Source organism: Loktanella sp. PT4BL (assembly GCF_003201935.1).
GTDB lineage: Bacteria > Pseudomonadota > Alphaproteobacteria > Rhodobacterales > Rhodobacteraceae > Yoonia.
In genome coordinates, this window is the sequence record NZ_QJJL01000008.1 from 56,215 (window position 1) to 73,643 (window position 17,429).

Genomic DNA, 17,429 nt, shown 5'->3' on the forward strand with positions numbered 1-17,429 from the left:
TATTTCGTGCACACGGCCTGATACATTGTCATCATACAAGCCACAATCACCCTCAAATCCAACCGCAGAACGCTATTATATCTAACAAGTTTCTGCATTTAGCGCGATTACGACGATCGGTCAGACGCCCCGCGACAGATCCTTTAAAATCGGACAATCCGGGCGGTGGTCGCCTTGACAGGCCTCTACCAGATGAGACAGTGTCTCGCGCATCGACTTCAGCTGTGCAATTTTGTTGTCGATCTCAGCCAAATGTTCTTTGGCGACGGCTTTCACTTGTGCACTCTCGCGCGTCTCGTCTTCGTATAGATCCATCAACGTGCGGCAGTCTTCGATAGAAAACCCCAAGGCGCGCGCACGTCCCAAGAATGCCAGCTTGTGAATGTCGCTTTCACGGAAACTGCGGTAACCATTGTCGCTCCTCAACGGACGGACGAGATTGATGTCTTCGTAGTAACGGATTGTCTTTGGCGGCAATCCTGAGCGTTCAGATACTTCTCCGATGTTCATAGTGAACTCCTATTCTGCAGGTTGCGTTATCAATTTGGTTGTGGCCGCTTTGAGTGGAGCTGCCTCTGGCATTTTTGGCGTAATGCGCCGTAAACGCAGGGCATTGGTCAGGACCGAGACTGATGAAAGCGCCATGGCACCTGCAGCGAAAACTGGCGAAAGGAGCAATCCAAAGGCTGGGTACAGCGCGCCTGCCGCAACCGGGATCAAGGCGACGTTATATCCAAATGCCCAGACAAGGTTCTGGTGGATATTTCGCATTGTCGCCTGAGAAACCTCAGCAGCATTAACCACACCGCGCAAGTCGCCCGACATCAACACGACATCTGCGCTTTCAATGGCAACATCAGTTCCTGTGCCAATCGCAATCCCAACATCGGCGTGTGCAAGTGCAGGTGCATCATTGATGCCATCGCCGACAAAGGCGATCTTGCGTCCGCCCTGCCTCAGCCTTTCAAGCGCCGCCACCTTGCCATCAGGCAATACACCAGCAATAACCTCATCGATCCCGACCTCGCGACCGATTGCATCAGCCGTCTCCTGCTTGTCCCCAGTAATCATGGCGACTTTGAGCCCGCGGGCGTGCAAAGCTTCGATGACGCTGGCACTAGACGCTTTGACAGGGTCAGCAACAGCGATCACTGCAGCCAGAGATCCGTCGATCGCCGCGTAGAGGGCTGTCCTCCCCTGCTCTGCCAGCGTACGTTCCTCAGCCTCAAGCGCTGTCGTATCAATGTTTTGCTGCTCCATGAAACGGTCTGCACCAACAAGCACTTTTTGACCGTCGACCATAGCCTCGACGCCGTAGCCGGTCACGGACCGGAAATCTGTCGCAGCTGGGAAATCCAAACCTTCCTCGACGGCCGAGCGCACGATGGCCTCGGCAACAGGATGCTCTGATTGCGCTTCAACAGCTGCTATTATGGCGAGGGTTTCGGAGCGTTCAAAGCCTTGTGTGGTGACCAAGTCTGTGAGTGTCGGTTGGCCTTCAGTCACAGTGCCGGTCTTGTCCAACGCGATGATTTCAACTTCGTTGAGATGCTGCAGCGCATCACCTTTGCGGAACAATACACCCATTTCGGCAGCCCGTCCGGTGCCGACCATAATTGAGGTGGGCGTTGCCAAGCCCATTGCACAGGGGCATGCGATAATCAGGACTGATACGCCTGCAACCAACGCAAAGGTCAGGGCGGGATCAGGACCGATCAAAAGCCAAACAATAACGGTCAGCAGTGCAAGTGCCAGAACAGCGGGCACAAACCACATGGTGACGCGGTCCACCAAACCCTGGATGGGCAACTTTGCACCCTGCGCCTCTTCGACCATGCGAATGATCTGTGCGAGGGTCGTATCTGCACCAACCCGTGTGGCTGCGAAGGTCAGGCTGCCGGTGCCATTGACGGTCCCGCCAGTGACGAAATCATCAGCGCTTTTTGGCACTGCAAGCGGTTCGCCGGTGATCATGCTTTCATCAACGTTGCTGCTGCCTTCAGTGACGGCGCCGTCAACCGGAATCCGTTCACCGGGGCGCACAAGGACGAGATCGCCTATTGCAAGCCTGTCGATGTCGACCTCGACGGTTTCACCATCACGCAAAACGCGGGCTGTCTTTGCTTGCAATCCCAAGAGCGCTTGAATCGCGGCGCCAGTTCTTCCTTTGGCACGTGCCTCGAGCCACCGCCCAAGCAAAATAAGCACAACAATAACAGCTGCTGCTTCAAAGTAGACCGCACGGACACCATCCGGCAGCACCTGCGGCAGGAATGTTGCGACAACCGAATAGCTCCATGCTGCACCTGTACCGAGAGCCACGAGGCTGTTCATATCAGGCGTACGTCTCAGCAGAGCGGGGATACCCTTAGCGAAGAACCCCCACCCCGGGCCAAAGAGAACAATCGTCGCAAGAACAAATTGAATGAGCCAAGATGTTTGAATGCCGATGGTACGTTCGATCAGATGGTGAAAGCTGGGGATTGTATGCGCACCCATTTCCAGAACAAACACGGGCACAGTAAGGATGGCTGCGAAAACAACGCGATTCAGGAGGGCCTTTGCTTCATCGGCTTTGCGCTCTGAACGCGAGGCCTGCGCGTCTGCTTGCGCGACTTCGGCCGGGTAGCCAGCGTCGCTGCTGACAGCGACAAGGTGTTCGGCTGTCGTCGCCCCGGTGACATACACAATAGTTGCATTTTCCGCCGCGAGGTTGACCGACGCCTCAAGCACGCCGGGTGCCGTCAGGAAGGCTTTCTCGACACGTCCAACACAGGACGCGCATGTCATTGACGCGATGTTCAATGTGATACGCGATGTGCGGGCGGGATATCCAAGGTCGATCAAAGCATTGACGGCGGATTTCAGGCCGTCCGGCCCAGAAACCGTCACCGTCGCCGCCTCCGTCGCAAGATTAACGGTTGCCTTGGTCACGCCATCCACACCGTTTAACCCCTGCTCGACCCTGCCGACACAGGATGCACAACTCATGCCTTCGATGGATAAATTCAGGGTTCTTTGTTCGGTCATCATGCGGCTCCTCTAAACTCTTGCGATAGAGATAGGGCTTCCAGCAACTGGAAGCTCAAGGCCTAAGTTGGATTTTTTCAAATTTAAAAATTATCGGATTGACTCTCCACCAACTGGAAGCCGCAACTTGAGCCAAACACATGAATGGAGAGCGACATGATTTTCCGCGTACCCAAGATGAGCTGCGGCCACTGCACCTCGGCCATTGAAAAAGGCATCAAAGCCAAAGACCCTACGGCAGTTATCACAACTGATTTAGATTTGCGCTTGGTCACTGTTCAGAGCGACCTTGCAAAAACTGACGTCCAAAAAGCGATTGTCGATGCAGGCTACGAAGCCTCTGCCGCTTAGTTATTGGCGCGGGCTTGATTGACCATGCTGATCATTTGGTCAGCGTCAATCAGGCCTGGTGCCAGACTGTCGCCAATCACAAACGAGGGCGTTCCGCTAAATCCAATGGCACGGCTCAAACGCATCGACGTTTGAATATGTTCGTCAATCTCTGGTGCGTTCATATCCCGACGCAACTGCGCAATGTTAAGGCCAATTTCCTCAGCGGCACGGATCACGGTTGCTTCCTCCGCGCGACCATTAAGCCCCATCATCGCCCAGTGAAACTCATCATACTTGCCTTGATTGCGCGATGCCAAAGCGGCGCGGGCCGCAAACACGGAGCCTTCGCCCAGAATTGGCCACTCACGATAAACCACGCGCACATTCGGGTCTGCCGCAAGTAAGGCCTCCATATGCGGCTTTACTCGCCGACAGTACGGGCAGTTGTAGTCAAAGAATTCCACAACAGTGACATCGCCCTCAGGGTTCCCGAGTACAGGCGCATTTGGATCACGCTCCAGCGCGTCTCTTTCTGTTGCCAGAACCTGAGCGGCGACCAGCGCTTGGCTAGCCTGCTGTTGTTCTTCAAAGAGTTGCGCGGCCTCAAAGACAATTCCCGGATTTTCGCGAATTGCTTCCAGCACGAGCTCTTTTATCCTGTCTTCGGTCAGTTCATCGGCGACCGCCATGAACGGGATCACCAACATGGCTGTACTGATCAGTAGTTTCTTCATCGCTCATCTCCTTGCACCGCTATGTCAGCGGCCGTGCGCTCAGCCTGAGCAGCACGCACGCGCTCGGGCCATGTGGATTTTATGTAGGAAAGGATATTCCAGATCTCTTCGTCGCTGAGTTGTTCACCAAACCCGGGCATCCCACTGTCAAAATCCATGCCCTGTGCAGCCAAAGTCTCTCGGCCGCCAAGTTTGGTATAGGTGAATAGTAGGCTGTCGGCATGATGCCATGTGTGACCCGTTTCATCATGTGGCGGGGCTGGCAGGCGTCCGTCCGCTCCGGGACTGCGCCAGTTCTCTTGACCTTCGAGATTTGCACCATGGCAGGACGCGCAATACTGTCCATAGAGCTCTGCCCCCGCTACAATATCGACTGGGAAATCCGATGGAGCCAGGGCAACCTCTTCTTCTGACTGCGCCAGAACAACAGCCCCTCCGGCCGCCAAGGCCAGAAAGCCAAACCCGAAAAGCAGCGTGCGGCGTGTCATGCCACCACAATCCGTGTCATCATCCCTGATGCGGCATGGGACAGCATATGGCAGTGCAGCAACCACTCTCCGGGATTATCCGCGACAAATGCAATCTCGCGCGAGGTGTTTCTTTCAAGAAGTGTCGTATCGCGGAGTGATCCGAGAGAACCATCCTCGGCGACTTCGTGAAAATGCATGCCGTGCAAGTGCATCGCATGCGGAAACGCAGTGTCGTTGCGAATTGCCACACGAACATGCTCGCCAATACTTACCCGCGCGAGAGGTGGACCATCCATTCCGTCGGCGGCGCCATTAAACGCCCAAAACCGACCAGCATCGACAATCTCGCGCATCGATTTTTCTTCGCCACCCAGTGTGGCGGTCCGCAATCCGCCCATGGCACCGCCTTCCATGTTCAAGGTCAGTGCGGTCGCCTTTCCAAGATCTACAGGCGTGTAATTATTCGGCGGCAGCGCATCAGGCGCCGCCCGTCTGGTGGTCGCTCCACCAGTGCCGACTTCAAACGCAACCTGACTGAATGCTTCTTGTTGCCCGAGGTGGACAAGATGCGCCGTCTCGCCTGAGTCCGCAATCACATCGATGATCAGGTCAACTCGCTGGGCAGGCCCCAAAACTAGCGCTTCCGTCACTTTCTGTGGGACCGCCAAAGGCATACCATCCAAAGCAACCGTCCATCCATCGAGACCCTGCAGTTGCAGCGGGAAGATCCGAGCGTTCGATGCATTGATCAAGCGCAGACGCAGACGCTCATTCTTACGTGTATTGAGGACCAGATTGTACGTCGCATTGGTGGTGATGAAGTTACCAATTCTACCTGCATGGCTGAGGGCATGCGACGCTTCAAAATCATCGTCCAGCTGGGCGGTATCGGGATTGACCAGCCAGTCATCCAAGACCAAAACCTCTTCGCGGTCGATGTCGATTCTATCGGCCTCTTCGACAATGAGTGGGCCGTATAGACCACGCGCGACCTGCTGCGTGGACATGTTGTGAGCGTGATACCAGTACGTGCCTGCATCAGGCGCGACAAAGTCGTAGTCGAATTCTGCGCCAGGCAGAACGGCGTTTTGGGTGAGGCCCGAGACACCATCCATCGCATTGTCAATGCGGATTCCGTGCCAATGGACCGACGTTGGTTGTGACAGAGTATTTCGGAGCATGCGTTTGACCCGCGCGCCCTGCGCGACCCGTATCTCGGCACCTGGCGCATTCCCGTTAAAACCCCAAAGTGTCGTCCGACCATAGTTATCCGGCAAAAGTTGGACGCTGACCTCTTGTGCAGACAAGAGGTCAGCGTTTGCGTCGGCAAATGCACGTGAACTGGGGAGGGTTGCGAGTGCAGTTGCTGACGCTATGAACTGGCGGCGGTTAAGGCTGCGCATAAGTGAAGAACCTTCCTAAATCTCGTTATCCATGATGTAGGTCGCCATCGCGTCCAAATCATCATCGGTTAAGAACCTTGTGCCAAATTGAACTACCTCTGCCATAGATCCGCCAAAGACATCACCCGACGGGGTAATGCCTGAGCGCAGTGCATAGGCGAGGTCGTCTGCGGTCCACCCTTCCGCCAAAAGGTCACTTGAAAGTATCGAAGGCGCCTTTCCACCGACGGGCAGATCGGCGTTGCCTGAAAGACGCTCGGTTATAACCCGTGCGCCTACAACATTCCTTGGTGTATGGCAGGCTGCACAATGGGTCGCCCCGTTCACGAGCTCTTTGCCGCGGTTCCATGCCTCGCTCCTGCCTGGCTCAGGGGCGGTATTTGGTTCTGGCAAAAAGGCTGCCCGCCAAAGCTTCAGACCCCATCTTTGATCAAACGGAAAGGTGACTTGGTGCTCCGGTGCTGCCTCGCCGACCGGTGGCACTGTCTGAAATGCAGCCCAAAGATCGGCGATATCCTGATCCGAGAAGTTCGCATAAAAGGGATAGGTGAAGGTCGGATAGTAAGGTTCGCCGTCGGGTGAGATGCCCTGCCGGACAGCACGCGCAAAATCTTCGGCTGACCAACTTCCCATCCCGTAGTCAGGATCGGTGGTCAAATTCGGCGGATAGAACGTGCCGAAGTCTGTTTTGAGAGGTGCTCCTCCTGCGAGAGGTGCACCGCCCTCTTCCGCATTCGTATGGCACGCGATACATCCGCTCGCGCGTGCGAGGTAGGCACCCTTATTCACATCGCCGACCAATGCAATCTCTTCAACTTCCTTGCCAATCGGCCAAACGATCGTAGCAGCCACTGTTCCGACGACTGCAAGCAAACCTGCCCCGACAACCCAACGAAAAATGCCCACGGCCTAGTCGTCCTCGGCGCGGAATTTTTGGTGACACGCAGAACATGTTTGCGCAACTGCAGCAAATGCTGTGTCTGTTGGCATGGTCGCGAACATATCGACTGTCATCATGTCGCCTGGGCCACTCATACCACCGCCCATTGCGGGCGCCTGATCGGATCCCATCATGCCGCCACCCATCATTGAAGCCGCTTGATCAGCTTGGCTCGCAGCCAAACCAACATCGGCACTCAACTTCAGACCTTCTGCACGCAACTCCAACTGTTCGGCCAGCTCTACGAACTCGTCCCAGTCTTCCCAAACAGATGGCAACACTTTTGAGACTGGTTGAATCGAACCTTCTGGAAACAGGCTGGTCATTTGTTGGCCCGCATGTGTGACCATCACATCTGCACCGGCGCGCACCTGATCTGCATCAAAAGGCGTCCGGCCACGCATCATTGGGGTCAGCTCTTTAACGACATCACCTAAAGCGGTCATGCCTTGCATGCGTTCCAGCACCACGCCAGTTGCACCTTTGTGCGCCAAAGCTGCCGTTGCCGCGATGATGCTTGCTGTCGTCAGAATTACCAGTCCAGCGCGCATTCTCGTATCCCTTCTAAAATATGCCGTTAGCTCTTTGGAGCTCGCGGATGTAGGCGACAACCATCTTCACATCGCCGTCGGTCAGACCTTCAACGGGGGGCATGTTGCCGAACCTCCAATGATGCGCTCTCACCCCATTCCTGACCGCGAGGAGAAATGAAGCGTCGCCATGATGCCCGGGTTCATAGGTGATATGAACCAATGGCGGTGCGATCCCATTTTGTCCTGCTGCATTCGTACCGTGGCATTCGGCGCAGGCAACGTTAAACACTTGCTCACCGAATTGAGCATTTGCAGAAAGCTCCGACGGCATATTCACTTCAACAATCGGATCACCGACTTCCAGACCAGACAGATTGGCAGGCGTCATGGAATGGCCATTCACTGGCGGTGCTGGCTGCATCTGCTGCCAAACAAGTCCAGCGCCACCGACCACAAAGAAGGTGACAATAAACAACGCAGATTTATCCATCAGAGAAGCTTAACCTGTGTGCCGATAGGTGTGCGGCCAAACACCTCTTCGATCTGTTCATTGTAGAGGCCGATACATCCGTTTGAAGACCGGCGTCCGATCTTGCGTGTATCCTGCGTGCCGTGAATGCGGTAGTACTGCCAGGACAGATACAGAGCATGTGACCCGAGAGGATTGCGTGGATCACCTCCTTCGATATAGGCGGGCCACTCAGGATTGCGTTCACGCATGGCTGGCGTTGGGCCCCACCCCGGCGCGACTTTCTTGTCGATCACTTCCGTGTATCCGAGCCGGGTCAAGTCTTCAGAGAGTGGTACTGATGTTGGATAAATCCGCATCTCACCATCGGCCGTCCAATGTTGCAGGAAACGTGATCCGGTGTCCGCCAAAAGAATGCCTTGGCCGATGGCGTCAAAATGATCCTGCCATTCATGCGGCTGAAACGACGCGACGTTGCGTGTCACGCTTTCCAATGCCTGTGCGTTCACGATGGAAGGGGCCGCCAAGGCGGTAGCGCCGATACCTGAAACAAAGGTTCGGCGCGATAGAAGTTGCGTTTTCTTATTCATCTAACTTGCCTCTTTTTATCTGCTTTCCCTCAGTTCTAACTGCACAGTGGGATTTCATGAAGAGTCAGCGCGTTGGTTTTTTGTACTGATATGTAACGCCTATTGGGCAGCCGCGGAAATGTTGCACCCACGCGGTGTGTTACGATGTTGTCACGCCAAGAGCGCGACGTTTGTCACTCTTCGATCGGGGCGTATCGGGCGCATCAGCTGAGGACACATGGGGCTTTACGTTGCGTTCAAATGGAAGTCGCACAGTGGCGCGAAGCCCTACCTGTGGACGGTTCGTGAGCGTGACTGAACCGCCGTGTTCAAGGATGATACTTCTTGCGATCGACAAACCGAGCCCATGACCGCCAGTATCACGCGATCGCGATGTCTCAAGTCTCACATAGGGGCCAAATACCGCCTCAAGTTCATTCTCTGGAATTCCGGGACCCTGATCGTCAATTTGGATTTTAGCATACCCATCGACAACTTCCCAAGAAACACGCGCTTCCATTCCATAGCGAATGGCATTCTCGATCAGGTTTCGAAGAGCGCGTCGCACAGCACTTGGTTTGGCAGGTACGATCAATGGTTGGTCCGAAAGGAGCGATAGACCATCTGTCGCCAATCCCGATAGTAGCTCGTAAATATCTGTTGGGCAGACCTCTTCATGCTGTCCAACGCCTTTCGCGAAATCCAGCGTTGCATCTACCATCTGCTGCATCTCTTCACCAGATGCGACCAGAGAGGCGCGGGTTTCATCATCGTCAACCATTTCTGCGCGCACTCTGAGGGCCGTCAGCGGCGATCGGAGATCATGGGCGAGTGCCGCCAACATTTGTGTGCGATCCGAAACAAACCGTGTTAGGCGGTCTTGCATGGTGTTAAAAGCCTTTGTCAGATCTTGGATCTCTTTGGGACCCACAACAGGCAGTGATCCCTCACCGGCACCGCGTCCCAATCGCTCAGAGGCATCCGCCAACGTATTCAGCGGGCCAGTCAATCGCGTGAGAAGGAACCAAAAGCTCGCAAGCAACAGTAGCGTTGCAGTCAACACAAAGGACACGTTAGACGCGGTCGACCATTGCAAAGGTGGCCGCTCAAACCGTGTACCGACATTCAGCCAGTCCCCACCTGCTAAGGCGATGGATAGCTCCATTTCAATCGCGGCCAAACTGCCCTGCATCATTTCTGCATGCATCTCGGCCATCTCAGGCGATAGGTTTGGTAACGGTAGCAAACCTTGTTCAATCTCATGAACCTCAACCCGAATATCACGGCTGTAGCTGTCACCGAGCAATGCGCGCACGCGAGCCTCGACGGCGCCTCCATCGTCGTGATTGCCGTGTGCAACCGATGGCACGTCAGATAGATCAAATCTCACCAACGGTGATGTCGCCGCCTGAATGATCTGGGCATGTAGATTAGCCGGCGCTCCTTCGACTAACTGCGCAACATTGGCAGCGCGGCCAGCCGCTTCAGCACCAATCGCCGCTTGTACCGCGAGCGATCGTTCATCCACAAAAAACCAAAGACTGAGCGCTTGAGCCACAAACAGCACACCCAAAACCAACAATGCAATTTGTGTTCTTAGCCTCCAAGCCATGCGCGTCACTCCATGACCTCAACTTCAGCGGTAAGACTGTAGCCGCGATTTCTGATCGTCGCGATGACGCGAGGCCGCAATACGTCCTGCTCGATCTTGCGGCGCAAGCGACTGATCTGATTGTCAATCGTCCGATCCAACGGGCCGGCTACCCTGCCCGCGCTGAGTTCAAGAAGCTGGTCGCGGCTGAATACAGCCCGCGGTCTTTCCAAGAGTATCGTGAGCAACTTAAGCTCACTCATTGTCAGCATCGTCCTGTTGCCATCTTCATCAAAAAGAGTGCGCCCATCATAGTCTAACTCCAGATGGGCAAAGCGCAGCTTCTTGCCAGAGAAGGGTTCGATTTCCGGGATCTGTTGCGTTCGTCGGAGTATGGCATTGATACGCGCAAGTAATTCTTTAGGGTTGAATGGCTTTGCCAAGTAGTCATCCGCACCACCGTCAAGTCCAGCAATCCGATCATCATCATCGCCCATCGCGGTCAGCATCAAGATAGGGGTTTTCGACGTTTGTTGAAGGCGTTTGCAAGCGCTCAATCCATCCTCTCCCGGCATCATGACATCCAAGACGATCAGATCGAATTTGGCCTCTGTAAGCTTCGTGTCCATTTGCTCTGCATCTTTGGCAACAGAGGTGCGCATCCCGTTACGCTCAAGATAGCGAGAAACGGACTTTCTGATTTCTAGGTGGTCATCAACGACAAGGATGTGCGGCATAACGGTCATATGGTCCGTATAGCCGTTGTGAAAAAGAAATGCCCGTCCCATGTTTGTAGCCAAATGTAACAGTATCGATAGCTATTCACCGCTCGACTTCGCGTGCCGCAAAAACTACCTTTGTACGAACCAACTGAGGATTACCCCATGAACAGAAGGCATTTCATTGTAAGCGCGGCAGGTTTGCTGGTTGCAGGTCCCGTTATCGGGCAAACAGCTCCCGTTATGCAAGTTGCCAAGACGCCCACTTGTGGCTGCTGCACGGCTTGGGTTGAACGGATGGTAGATGCCGGTTTTTCCGTTGAAGTTGAAGATGTCGATCAAGTGGTTCTATGGGCCATGAAGGATGGCCTTGGCATCACGTCCGACCTGTCCGGTTGTCACACAGCGCTCATCGGCGACTACTTTATCGAGGGCCATGTGCCAGCCCGCGAGATTCATCGTATGCTTGCTGAAGCGCCTGATGCACGTGGATTGACTGTCCCCGGCATGCCCATGGGTTCGCCCGGGATGGGCGCGGCAGGAACAGGTGACCCCTACGAAGTTCTGCTCGTCCTGAATGACGGCGCAACACAGGTTTTTGCAAGCTACGCCTGACGTGGCGCTGCAAGACACCTTTCGCAAACACTTCAGCCTCCAGCTGCCATTTGGTCAGTTTTGCTGGAACCTGACGCTTCTCAGCGTTCTAAGCCTGTTGCCATTTCTGGTCTTTTTCGTCGCCCTTACGCCTGACTTCACCAAGATACTGGTGGCAAACCCAACAGCCCTCAGTCGTTTTTCCCGGCAGGTTGTCACCAACGGTTTACCTGTCGTTGTCATCGTCAATTACATTGGTTTCGTTACTGCATCCGGAGTCTTGCAGAACGCAAAACGATCAGCGCTGCGCTATATTTTTATGGATAGCTTAGTGCGCGCGGGTGCATTCGTAATGCTTCATATGCTGATCTACGTCTTTTCAGCAGATTGGTTTGGCTCGTTTGGCGGTGACCGCTGGACGGCGCTACGTGTCGTCGGACCGACACTCGAACGCTCCTATCTGTTCGAGAACATATCAGGTGTATACCTCTACGCGCTTCTGCCGGGTACAGTCATCACCTACTTGGCGGTGATGCTCAACTCAACAGACACTAAAAATGGTCCATTTTCGGCAAGGTCAGTTAAGGTGATAATAGTTGCATGCGTTAGTCTTGTGCTCATGGTCACATTCCTGTCCATGGCACTGACACAACTATTCAGCAAATCATGAAAGCCGATCAGAGGTGGTGCAGTTGGTAGATGCCTCTTTGAGGGTTAAGCACTTTGCCTTCGGCAACCAATTCTCGCAGAGCGCGATATGTGGCTTCATGGGTCAGCGAAACAGTGGCCGCAAAGTCGATGACTGTCCCGACAAGAAGCCCTGCAACAACACCAGCATATACTCTATCCTTGGCTGATCGAATGGCGAGAATCTCGCGCATCTGTCGTGTCAGCTGAACTTGGACAGAAAGTATCTTGCAATATCCCTTCGCGAAGTCATGCTCCTGAAGCCCCTTTAAGACCGCTGTTTTGTCGATGATGAGCACGCTTCCGTTTTGTTGTGCCACCGCATCACAGTGATAGGTTTCAGAGAAAAGCGATGCCTCGGCAAACCACGTTCCAGGCGTCGCGCGATGTATCATTATGGTTTCGCCGTCCTCGCTTACCCGGACCAAATGCACGGTGGTATCATATGATCGAGATCATATATGTTTTTGAAGCCGGTTGGTATCCGCAATTCAGGAAAAATCGAAGGAGAGATCAATGAAGATCTTACTCACTAGCTTCTTTGCTTGGATTGCATTGGCGACAGTTGCGGCATCTCAACACGCGCATTCAGATCACACTGATATGGGCGGGAAACAAAACCTTGTGTTGTCACAGCCTGGTCAGGGTGCATTTGCTGCGATTGCCGAAATCACACAAGTCTTGCGAGACGACCCCAGTACAGACTGGTCGAAGGTCAACATCACTGCCCTGCGGGAGCATTTGATTGATATGGATTTGGTAGCTAAGGACGCCAGTGTTGTCGCGTCCCCCACCCCGCAAGGCGCAAGCTTCGTCATCACCGGCGATGGGCGCACGCGGCAAGCGATGATAACAATGGTCCCTGCTCATGCACCATTCCTTGCTGCGGAGACAGGATGGGACGTTGTGGTCGAAGAGACCGACAGCGGCGTCACCATGCATGTTTCTGGAGATGCGACACAGATTGCTGCGTTGGGTTTCATCGGCCTGATGACCATAGGTGCCCACCACCAAGAGCATCACTTGATGATGGCCCGAGGAGGTGATGTCCACTAAGCTGAAAGGCGTAGACAAGTTTCCTGACAAGGAATTTTATCACAACCATCAGACAAATGAAGTTAATACAAATGAGTGACTAACGTTGCTAGAAGTTTGCACTGGTCATCGCTAGAAGTCTTGGTCATGCTTTGCTGGCATTTGAGGATGACTTGATGAACTACCGAATTCTGTTGCTTTGTATTTCTCTCTTTGGGCTTTGGGCATGTGCAAGCGTTGCGCCGGAAGATGACGTTCCGCTTAATCCATTTGTCGACGAGTTGCCGGAAGGCGTCTTGGCGATTGCCGCCCCTTTTCAGGACCTCAATGCTGTGATGATAGACCCAACTGACGGGTGCTATGTCTACCGGCACGCCGGTCCAGTCGAAACCACTTTCCTCCCACTTCGCACCAACAGCGGTCGGCCAATTTGCACCAGACTGCCTGATCAAAGTGAGGCAAGCTGACTCTTTGAAAAACCACGTTCCGGCTTGATCAGGTCAGGTCAATTTCGCGTGGCTCGGTGACCGTATTTTCGGGTGGATAAAGAAAAGCGGTCGACCCGGTTCTGACCTCGGCATGCAAGTCAATGATATGTGCCATCACCATGCGCACGCAGCCGGAACTCGCCCGGCTACCGATTGATCTTGGCTGAGGAGTTCCGTGGATGCGCAGGTAAGTGTCACGGTTCCCTTCGTAAAGATAAAGCGCGCGCGATCCCAATGGGTTCGTCGGTCCACCATCCATTCCGTCCGCGAATTGCCCGTAAACGTCTGGTTCGCGTTCAATCATTGATGCAGTCGGGGTCCATATCGGCCAACGCGCCTTGCGTTTGATGTTGTAGATGCCCGGCTCATACAAATCACCCCGTGCGATCGCCACGCCGTAACGCATGGCCGTACCATCACTCTCAATGTGGTAAAGATATCTTGCGATGGCATCTACGTGAATGTCCCCGGGCACGAGGCCAGGATTCGCCTCAACTCGCTGCGGCAAGAAACGGGAATGCAGGCCCCAAGGGTTTGACGTTGCGGGGTCATAGTTTGACGGAGTTACCCGCGCATCCCACCTCGCCCACATGGATCTGTCGGATATGGGTGTTTTCTTTGGCTCGACAACATCCTGTTCCTGCGCAAGTGTCGGCAAGGGTGCCGCAAACAAGGCGGCAGTAGAAGTCAGAAATTGGCGCCTATTCAACTGGTACATGTTCTTCTCTTTAGGATTTGCTTTGCAGTTCTCAAGGTAGGATCGAGATACCCATAGCGCGTTAAAGTCTCGTAGATAAAACGATTCTTTCAAGTCCTCGATATTGCAAACGCAACGCGATCAGGTTGCCAGCGCTAATATTTATCCAAATGTATCCTTGACCCTCTTCTACTGGAAGCCAGTAACGGTGAATGCTAGAACTGTTTGGAGAGAATACACGATGGCAAAGACTGATCAGCAGGAAACAGCAGGTTCCTCAAAATTGATGCATTACGGCATGATGGTATGCTGCGCCGTGATGCTCCTGCCGGTTGCGGCATTCCTGCTTGCAGGCGGAACGATCGCTGGGATGTGGAACAATCTGGGGCTTTTTGCGCCAATCGCACTTTGCATCGGCGCCCACGTATTGATGTTCAAAATGATGGGCAAGTCATGCCACAGTTCGAAAAAGGAACAAGATCACGAGCCAGTTGCAGACGCCAGCTTTGAGGACGCTCATGCATCGGTTCCGGAAGTTGCCCGCCAGTCGTAAGCACGCATGGCCTCTATCGTTGGCAACTGCAGGCTTTTTAGGTCTTGGCGCTTGCTCCAATGTGCAAGCTGACTGCCCGTATGACCAAGTCTCTGTTGCGCGTAATCTGGCTCTTCCCGACGGGTGTATATTGCAAGGGTCCATAGGCGGTCAGGTTCAAATTGTATCTTGCACCAATGGAAAAACGGGCTTTCACTTCAGTGAAGATACTATGGCGTTTTATCCTGCCCGATAGTCAGCTGAGACAAGGCGCGTAGAGAGCCAAGGTGATCTACGAAAGACTAATACAGCTAGGAACATGGTTCCGGAATAGGAGGAAGATATGAAACGCATAGTAAGTCTTGGATTACTCATCGGCACGCCAGCAGCCGCTGACACAAACGGATACGGCGACATGATGAATTGGAGCTTTGGAATGGGAATGATGTTTGGGCCCGTGCTATGGTTGATTGTGCTTGGACTCGTCGTGGCGGGAGTTATCTGGTTTGTCCGTGGAACCCACCAAGGCGTAGCGCAGCAAGATGGGTCCAAAGCGCGGGCGGAACTGGATCTCAGGTTTGCTAAAGGTGAGATTGATGCCGATGATTATGCGGCGCGCAAGAAACTGTTGGAGAGCTGATCAGTTTGGCATGACCCAACAAGCGAGAAGGACCTGCTTTCGCTGGCCTTTCTCCATGACATGTGACCTGAGAAGGCGCTGATCCGCAAGTCTCGTTAACAGCTTTTTCAAGCCTTGCCGTTGCGGATCATTGCCGGGATTTCTGATAGTTGCGGCTCGGCGTGCTCGTCAGGGCGCCCCGCACTGCCTCAGGGCGAAGCTCACCCGTGCATTCCAATCTCACGGTTTATCTCCTTTGAAGCAACAAGAGAAGTCAAAGAAGCGGTGGCGGTTCGCAGCAGGTCCATAGGCCAACCGCAACACGGTGCACTATTGCTTTGCCTCCAGTGCCGTCCGGATCTGACGCGCTGCAACCTCTTTATCATCCGCATCATTCTCACGATACTCTCGGTAGCTCACACCGGGAAGCGATGCGAAGTCTTCAGAGAGCTTATTTGGAAACCAAGTCTGGCGTATGCCTTCAAACCCGGGCAGTTGACGTAGCAGCCGAGACGTGAATCGGGTGCAATTTGCCTGCGGCGCCGACCCAGCGTTCAGCGCAAGAGCTAGTGCCTGCTCGGCAATGTCTTCTTTGACAGAGACTTGTTGACCAACGACATAGTAAGTGACGCGCGCATGAAAGCTGACATAGTAATTCTCGAGTTGCGGGGTTACGCCAAAGAGCACGTCATTGCGTTCCGGCATCTGCTGCTGCTCCCATGACCCAGCAGGATCAAACAACACGCGCTGACTGGCATTAATCAACAGAGCTGAGTGTGCCCCGTTGTCAGAACCGGTGTTTTTCATAGTGTAGAGCGTCAGGTGCTTTGGCCCCGGATCACGATAGACTGCCTGCGATACCACGTCATCTGGAGCCCAAACATCTTGCGCAGTGCAAGCCGATACAAGAAACGGAAGTCCGACCAAGAATCGGCGCCTGCATATCGTGAACTTCATTGGAAGGTAACTGAGAAGACTGCGAGAAAAACCGCAAATGCAAAACCCGACATCGCCATTTCATGCATAGGTTCGTCTAAGGCTGGTAGCAGGGTCGCGATGTCAGCCTTCGCAAAGTAGAGGTTTGCCATTCTTGATAGGACCCATTTCTCATTCTTAGACTTGCCGGGCTGACCGAGCGTTAAGCCTTTTTATCAAACCACTTAACTTACGTCAGGCGCTGATTTGTCATCAATTGTATCGTTGACACCGTGGCAGCAAGTGATCCTTTTGGAGAAGATGCGTCTTTTTCTACTGATTGTCAGCAAGTCAGCCGGTTACTCCTATAAGTTTGACATTTGGTTTGCGTCAGCCAGTCGCCATGACGTCGTCTTATCGGCAAAACCAATGCACACCCGATTGGGAGTGGGTAAAACTAGGGGGTCACGTGGCTCTTTGGTTAGCGCCGGTTAGCCGACCGTCGAGTACAGCGGCACGGACAACGGCCACCCGGTGGGCTTCCTTGGGTGACCATCTCATGCGGCGTCGCTTTCCCATACGTATGTTGCCGATGTCGTCTACGCAGCCCTCAGCCCGGGACGAGGAGATCGGAAGACCCCTGCGGTACCGCCGACCATAATCGGTCGTTTAGTGGCGATACCTTAAACTGCAAACGGCCCGATTTTATGCCCCTGATAGGCTACGCCCGTGTTTCCACAGAGGATCAGACCCCCCTGCCCCAGTCTGAGGCCCTGCAAACTGCGGGTTGCGTCGAGATCTTTGAAGAGCACGCCTCGGGCGGCAATCGCGCGCGACCGGTGCTGGCACGCGTGCTCGAACGCGTCCAGAGCGGCGATACGCTGGTCGTTGTGCGGATCGACCGGCTTGCGCGGTCTCTGTCGCACTTGCTGGAGGTGATCGAACGTCTGGAGGCCAAGGGAGCTTTCTTCCGCTCCGGTGTTTGTCAAACAAGTTGTCCGCCGATTTCATGCGGCGTCTCTGATTTCAGGGGCGCTGGTTTCGTTTTCTGGGTTCAACCAGACGGGTCCT

At 54.1% G+C, this 17,429-nt stretch carries 21 protein-coding genes and 1 pseudogene; 7 read left to right on the forward strand and 15 right to left on the reverse strand.

The features are described 5' to 3' along the window. Positions 1-120: 120 nt before the first annotated feature. Together cueR and C7964_RS17140 are read right to left on the reverse strand one after the other, a co-directional pair. Complete coding sequence (cueR, locus tag C7964_RS17135; protein WP_110280842.1) at positions 121-510, reverse strand: Cu(I)-responsive transcriptional regulator; 390 nt, start codon at positions 508-510, stop codon at positions 121-123. Between the two features lie 9 nt (positions 511-519). After that, positions 520-3,030, reverse strand: a complete 2,511-nt coding sequence (locus C7964_RS17140) for a heavy metal translocating P-type ATPase (RefSeq protein ID WP_110280857.1) — start codon at positions 3,028-3,030, stop codon at positions 520-522. Positions 3,031-3,186: 156 nt separating this feature from the next. Here C7964_RS17140 and C7964_RS17145 point away from each other — a divergent pair, with 156 nt between their 5' ends. Next, on the forward strand, positions 3,187-3,381 hold the full coding sequence (locus C7964_RS17145; RefSeq protein ID WP_181417231.1) for a heavy-metal-associated domain-containing protein: 195 nt from the start codon (positions 3,187-3,189) through the stop codon (positions 3,379-3,381). On the opposite strand, the gene C7964_RS17150 is transcribed toward C7964_RS17145, so the two are convergent. From C7964_RS17150 to C7964_RS17190, 9 genes are all read right to left on the reverse strand, one after another. Then, positions 3,378-4,097, reverse strand: a complete 720-nt coding sequence (locus C7964_RS17150; RefSeq protein ID WP_055296328.1) for a DsbA family protein — start codon at positions 4,095-4,097, stop codon at positions 3,378-3,380. The genes C7964_RS17145 and C7964_RS17150 overlap by 4 nt on opposite strands. Continuing rightward, entirely contained in the window at positions 4,094-4,585 is a 492-nt protein-coding gene (locus tag C7964_RS17155; RefSeq protein ID WP_110280844.1) for a c-type cytochrome, read from the reverse strand. Before C7964_RS17155 ends, C7964_RS17150 begins: the two co-directional genes overlap by 4 nt. After that, a complete protein-coding gene (locus tag C7964_RS17160) occupies positions 4,582-5,970 on the reverse strand; it encodes a multicopper oxidase family protein (RefSeq protein ID WP_110280845.1) in 1,389 nt (462 codons plus the stop codon). The genes C7964_RS17155 and C7964_RS17160 overlap by 4 nt, the downstream gene beginning before the upstream one ends. A 15-nt stretch (positions 5,971-5,985) precedes the next feature. Beyond that, positions 5,986-6,870, reverse strand: a complete 885-nt coding sequence (locus C7964_RS17165) for a c-type cytochrome (protein ID WP_286164034.1) — start codon at positions 6,868-6,870, stop codon at positions 5,986-5,988. 9 nt (positions 6,871-6,879) lie between these two features. Continuing rightward, on the reverse strand, positions 6,880-7,461 hold the full coding sequence (locus C7964_RS17170; protein ID WP_110280847.1) for a c-type cytochrome: 582 nt from the start codon (positions 7,459-7,461) through the stop codon (positions 6,880-6,882). Between the two features lie 13 nt (positions 7,462-7,474). Further along, positions 7,475-7,933 carry a c-type cytochrome gene (locus tag C7964_RS17175; protein ID WP_055687626.1) on the reverse strand — a complete coding sequence of 153 codons (459 nt, stop codon included), beginning with the start codon at positions 7,931-7,933 and terminating at the stop codon, positions 7,475-7,477. Beyond that, on the reverse strand, positions 7,933-8,502 hold the full coding sequence (locus tag C7964_RS17180) for a L,D-transpeptidase (RefSeq protein ID WP_055687625.1): 570 nt from the start codon (positions 8,500-8,502) through the stop codon (positions 7,933-7,935). Before C7964_RS17180 ends, C7964_RS17175 begins: the two co-directional genes overlap by 1 nt. Before the next feature lie 139 nt (positions 8,503-8,641). After that, a complete protein-coding gene (locus tag C7964_RS17185; RefSeq protein WP_110280848.1) occupies positions 8,642-10,093 on the reverse strand; it encodes an ATP-binding protein in 1,452 nt (483 codons plus the stop codon). 5 nt (positions 10,094-10,098) lie between these two features. Then, on the reverse strand, positions 10,099-10,818 hold the full coding sequence (locus C7964_RS17190; protein ID WP_110280849.1) for a response regulator: 720 nt from the start codon (positions 10,816-10,818) through the stop codon (positions 10,099-10,101). A 138-nt stretch (positions 10,819-10,956) separates the two neighbouring features. Here C7964_RS17190 and C7964_RS17195 point away from each other — a divergent pair, with 138 nt between their 5' ends. Both C7964_RS17195 and C7964_RS17200 read left to right on the forward strand, forming a co-directional pair. Beyond that, positions 10,957-11,406, forward strand: a complete 450-nt coding sequence (locus C7964_RS17195) for a DUF411 domain-containing protein (protein ID WP_110280850.1) — start codon at positions 10,957-10,959, stop codon at positions 11,404-11,406. 1 nt (position 11,407) lies between these two features. Next, positions 11,408-12,055, forward strand: coding sequence for a hypothetical protein (locus C7964_RS17200; protein WP_286164029.1), 648 nt, complete (start codon positions 11,408-11,410; stop codon positions 12,053-12,055). A 7-nt stretch (positions 12,056-12,062) separates the two neighbouring features. Here the strand turns inward: C7964_RS17200 and C7964_RS17205 are convergent, their stop codons facing one another. Continuing rightward, positions 12,063-12,506, reverse strand: coding sequence for a Crp/Fnr family transcriptional regulator (locus tag C7964_RS17205; protein ID WP_110280851.1), 444 nt, complete (start codon positions 12,504-12,506; stop codon positions 12,063-12,065). Between the two features lie 43 nt (positions 12,507-12,549). Here C7964_RS17205 and C7964_RS17210 point away from each other — a divergent pair, with 43 nt between their 5' ends. Next, on the forward strand, positions 12,550-13,128 hold the full coding sequence (locus tag C7964_RS17210; RefSeq protein WP_286164030.1) for a hypothetical protein: 579 nt from the start codon (positions 12,550-12,552) through the stop codon (positions 13,126-13,128). Positions 13,129-13,602: 474 nt separating this feature from the next. On the opposite strand, the gene C7964_RS17220 is transcribed toward C7964_RS17210, so the two are convergent. Beyond that, positions 13,603-14,313, reverse strand: coding sequence for a L,D-transpeptidase (locus tag C7964_RS17220; protein ID WP_055687621.1), 711 nt, complete (start codon positions 14,311-14,313; stop codon positions 13,603-13,605). Between the two features lie 220 nt (positions 14,314-14,533). Between C7964_RS17220 and C7964_RS17225 the strand changes: the two genes are divergently transcribed. Next, on the forward strand, positions 14,534-14,845 hold the full coding sequence (locus tag C7964_RS17225) for a DUF2933 domain-containing protein (RefSeq protein ID WP_110280852.1): 312 nt from the start codon (positions 14,534-14,536) through the stop codon (positions 14,843-14,845). A gap of 322 nt (positions 14,846-15,167) precedes the next feature. After that, positions 15,168-15,464, forward strand: coding sequence for an SHOCT domain-containing protein (locus tag C7964_RS17230; RefSeq protein WP_055687619.1), 297 nt, complete (start codon positions 15,168-15,170; stop codon positions 15,462-15,464). A 309-nt stretch (positions 15,465-15,773) separates the two neighbouring features. Here the strand turns inward: C7964_RS17230 and C7964_RS17235 are convergent, their stop codons facing one another. Both C7964_RS17235 and C7964_RS17240 read right to left on the reverse strand, forming a co-directional pair. Further along, positions 15,774-16,370 (reverse strand): hypothetical protein, encoded by a 597-nt coding sequence (locus tag C7964_RS17235; protein ID WP_353647101.1) that lies wholly within the window; start codon positions 16,368-16,370, stop codon positions 15,774-15,776. Positions 16,371-16,823: 453 nt separating this feature from the next. Further along, positions 16,824-17,021, reverse strand: a pseudogene (locus tag C7964_RS17240) (ISKra4 family transposase); the annotation flags it as partial. A 44-nt stretch (positions 17,022-17,065) separates the two neighbouring features. On the opposite strand from C7964_RS17240, the gene C7964_RS17245 reads away from it, so the two are divergent. Continuing rightward, positions 17,066-17,429, forward strand: a 364-nt coding sequence (locus tag C7964_RS17245; protein WP_286164031.1) for a recombinase family protein, incomplete at its 3' end; no start/stop codon positions are given.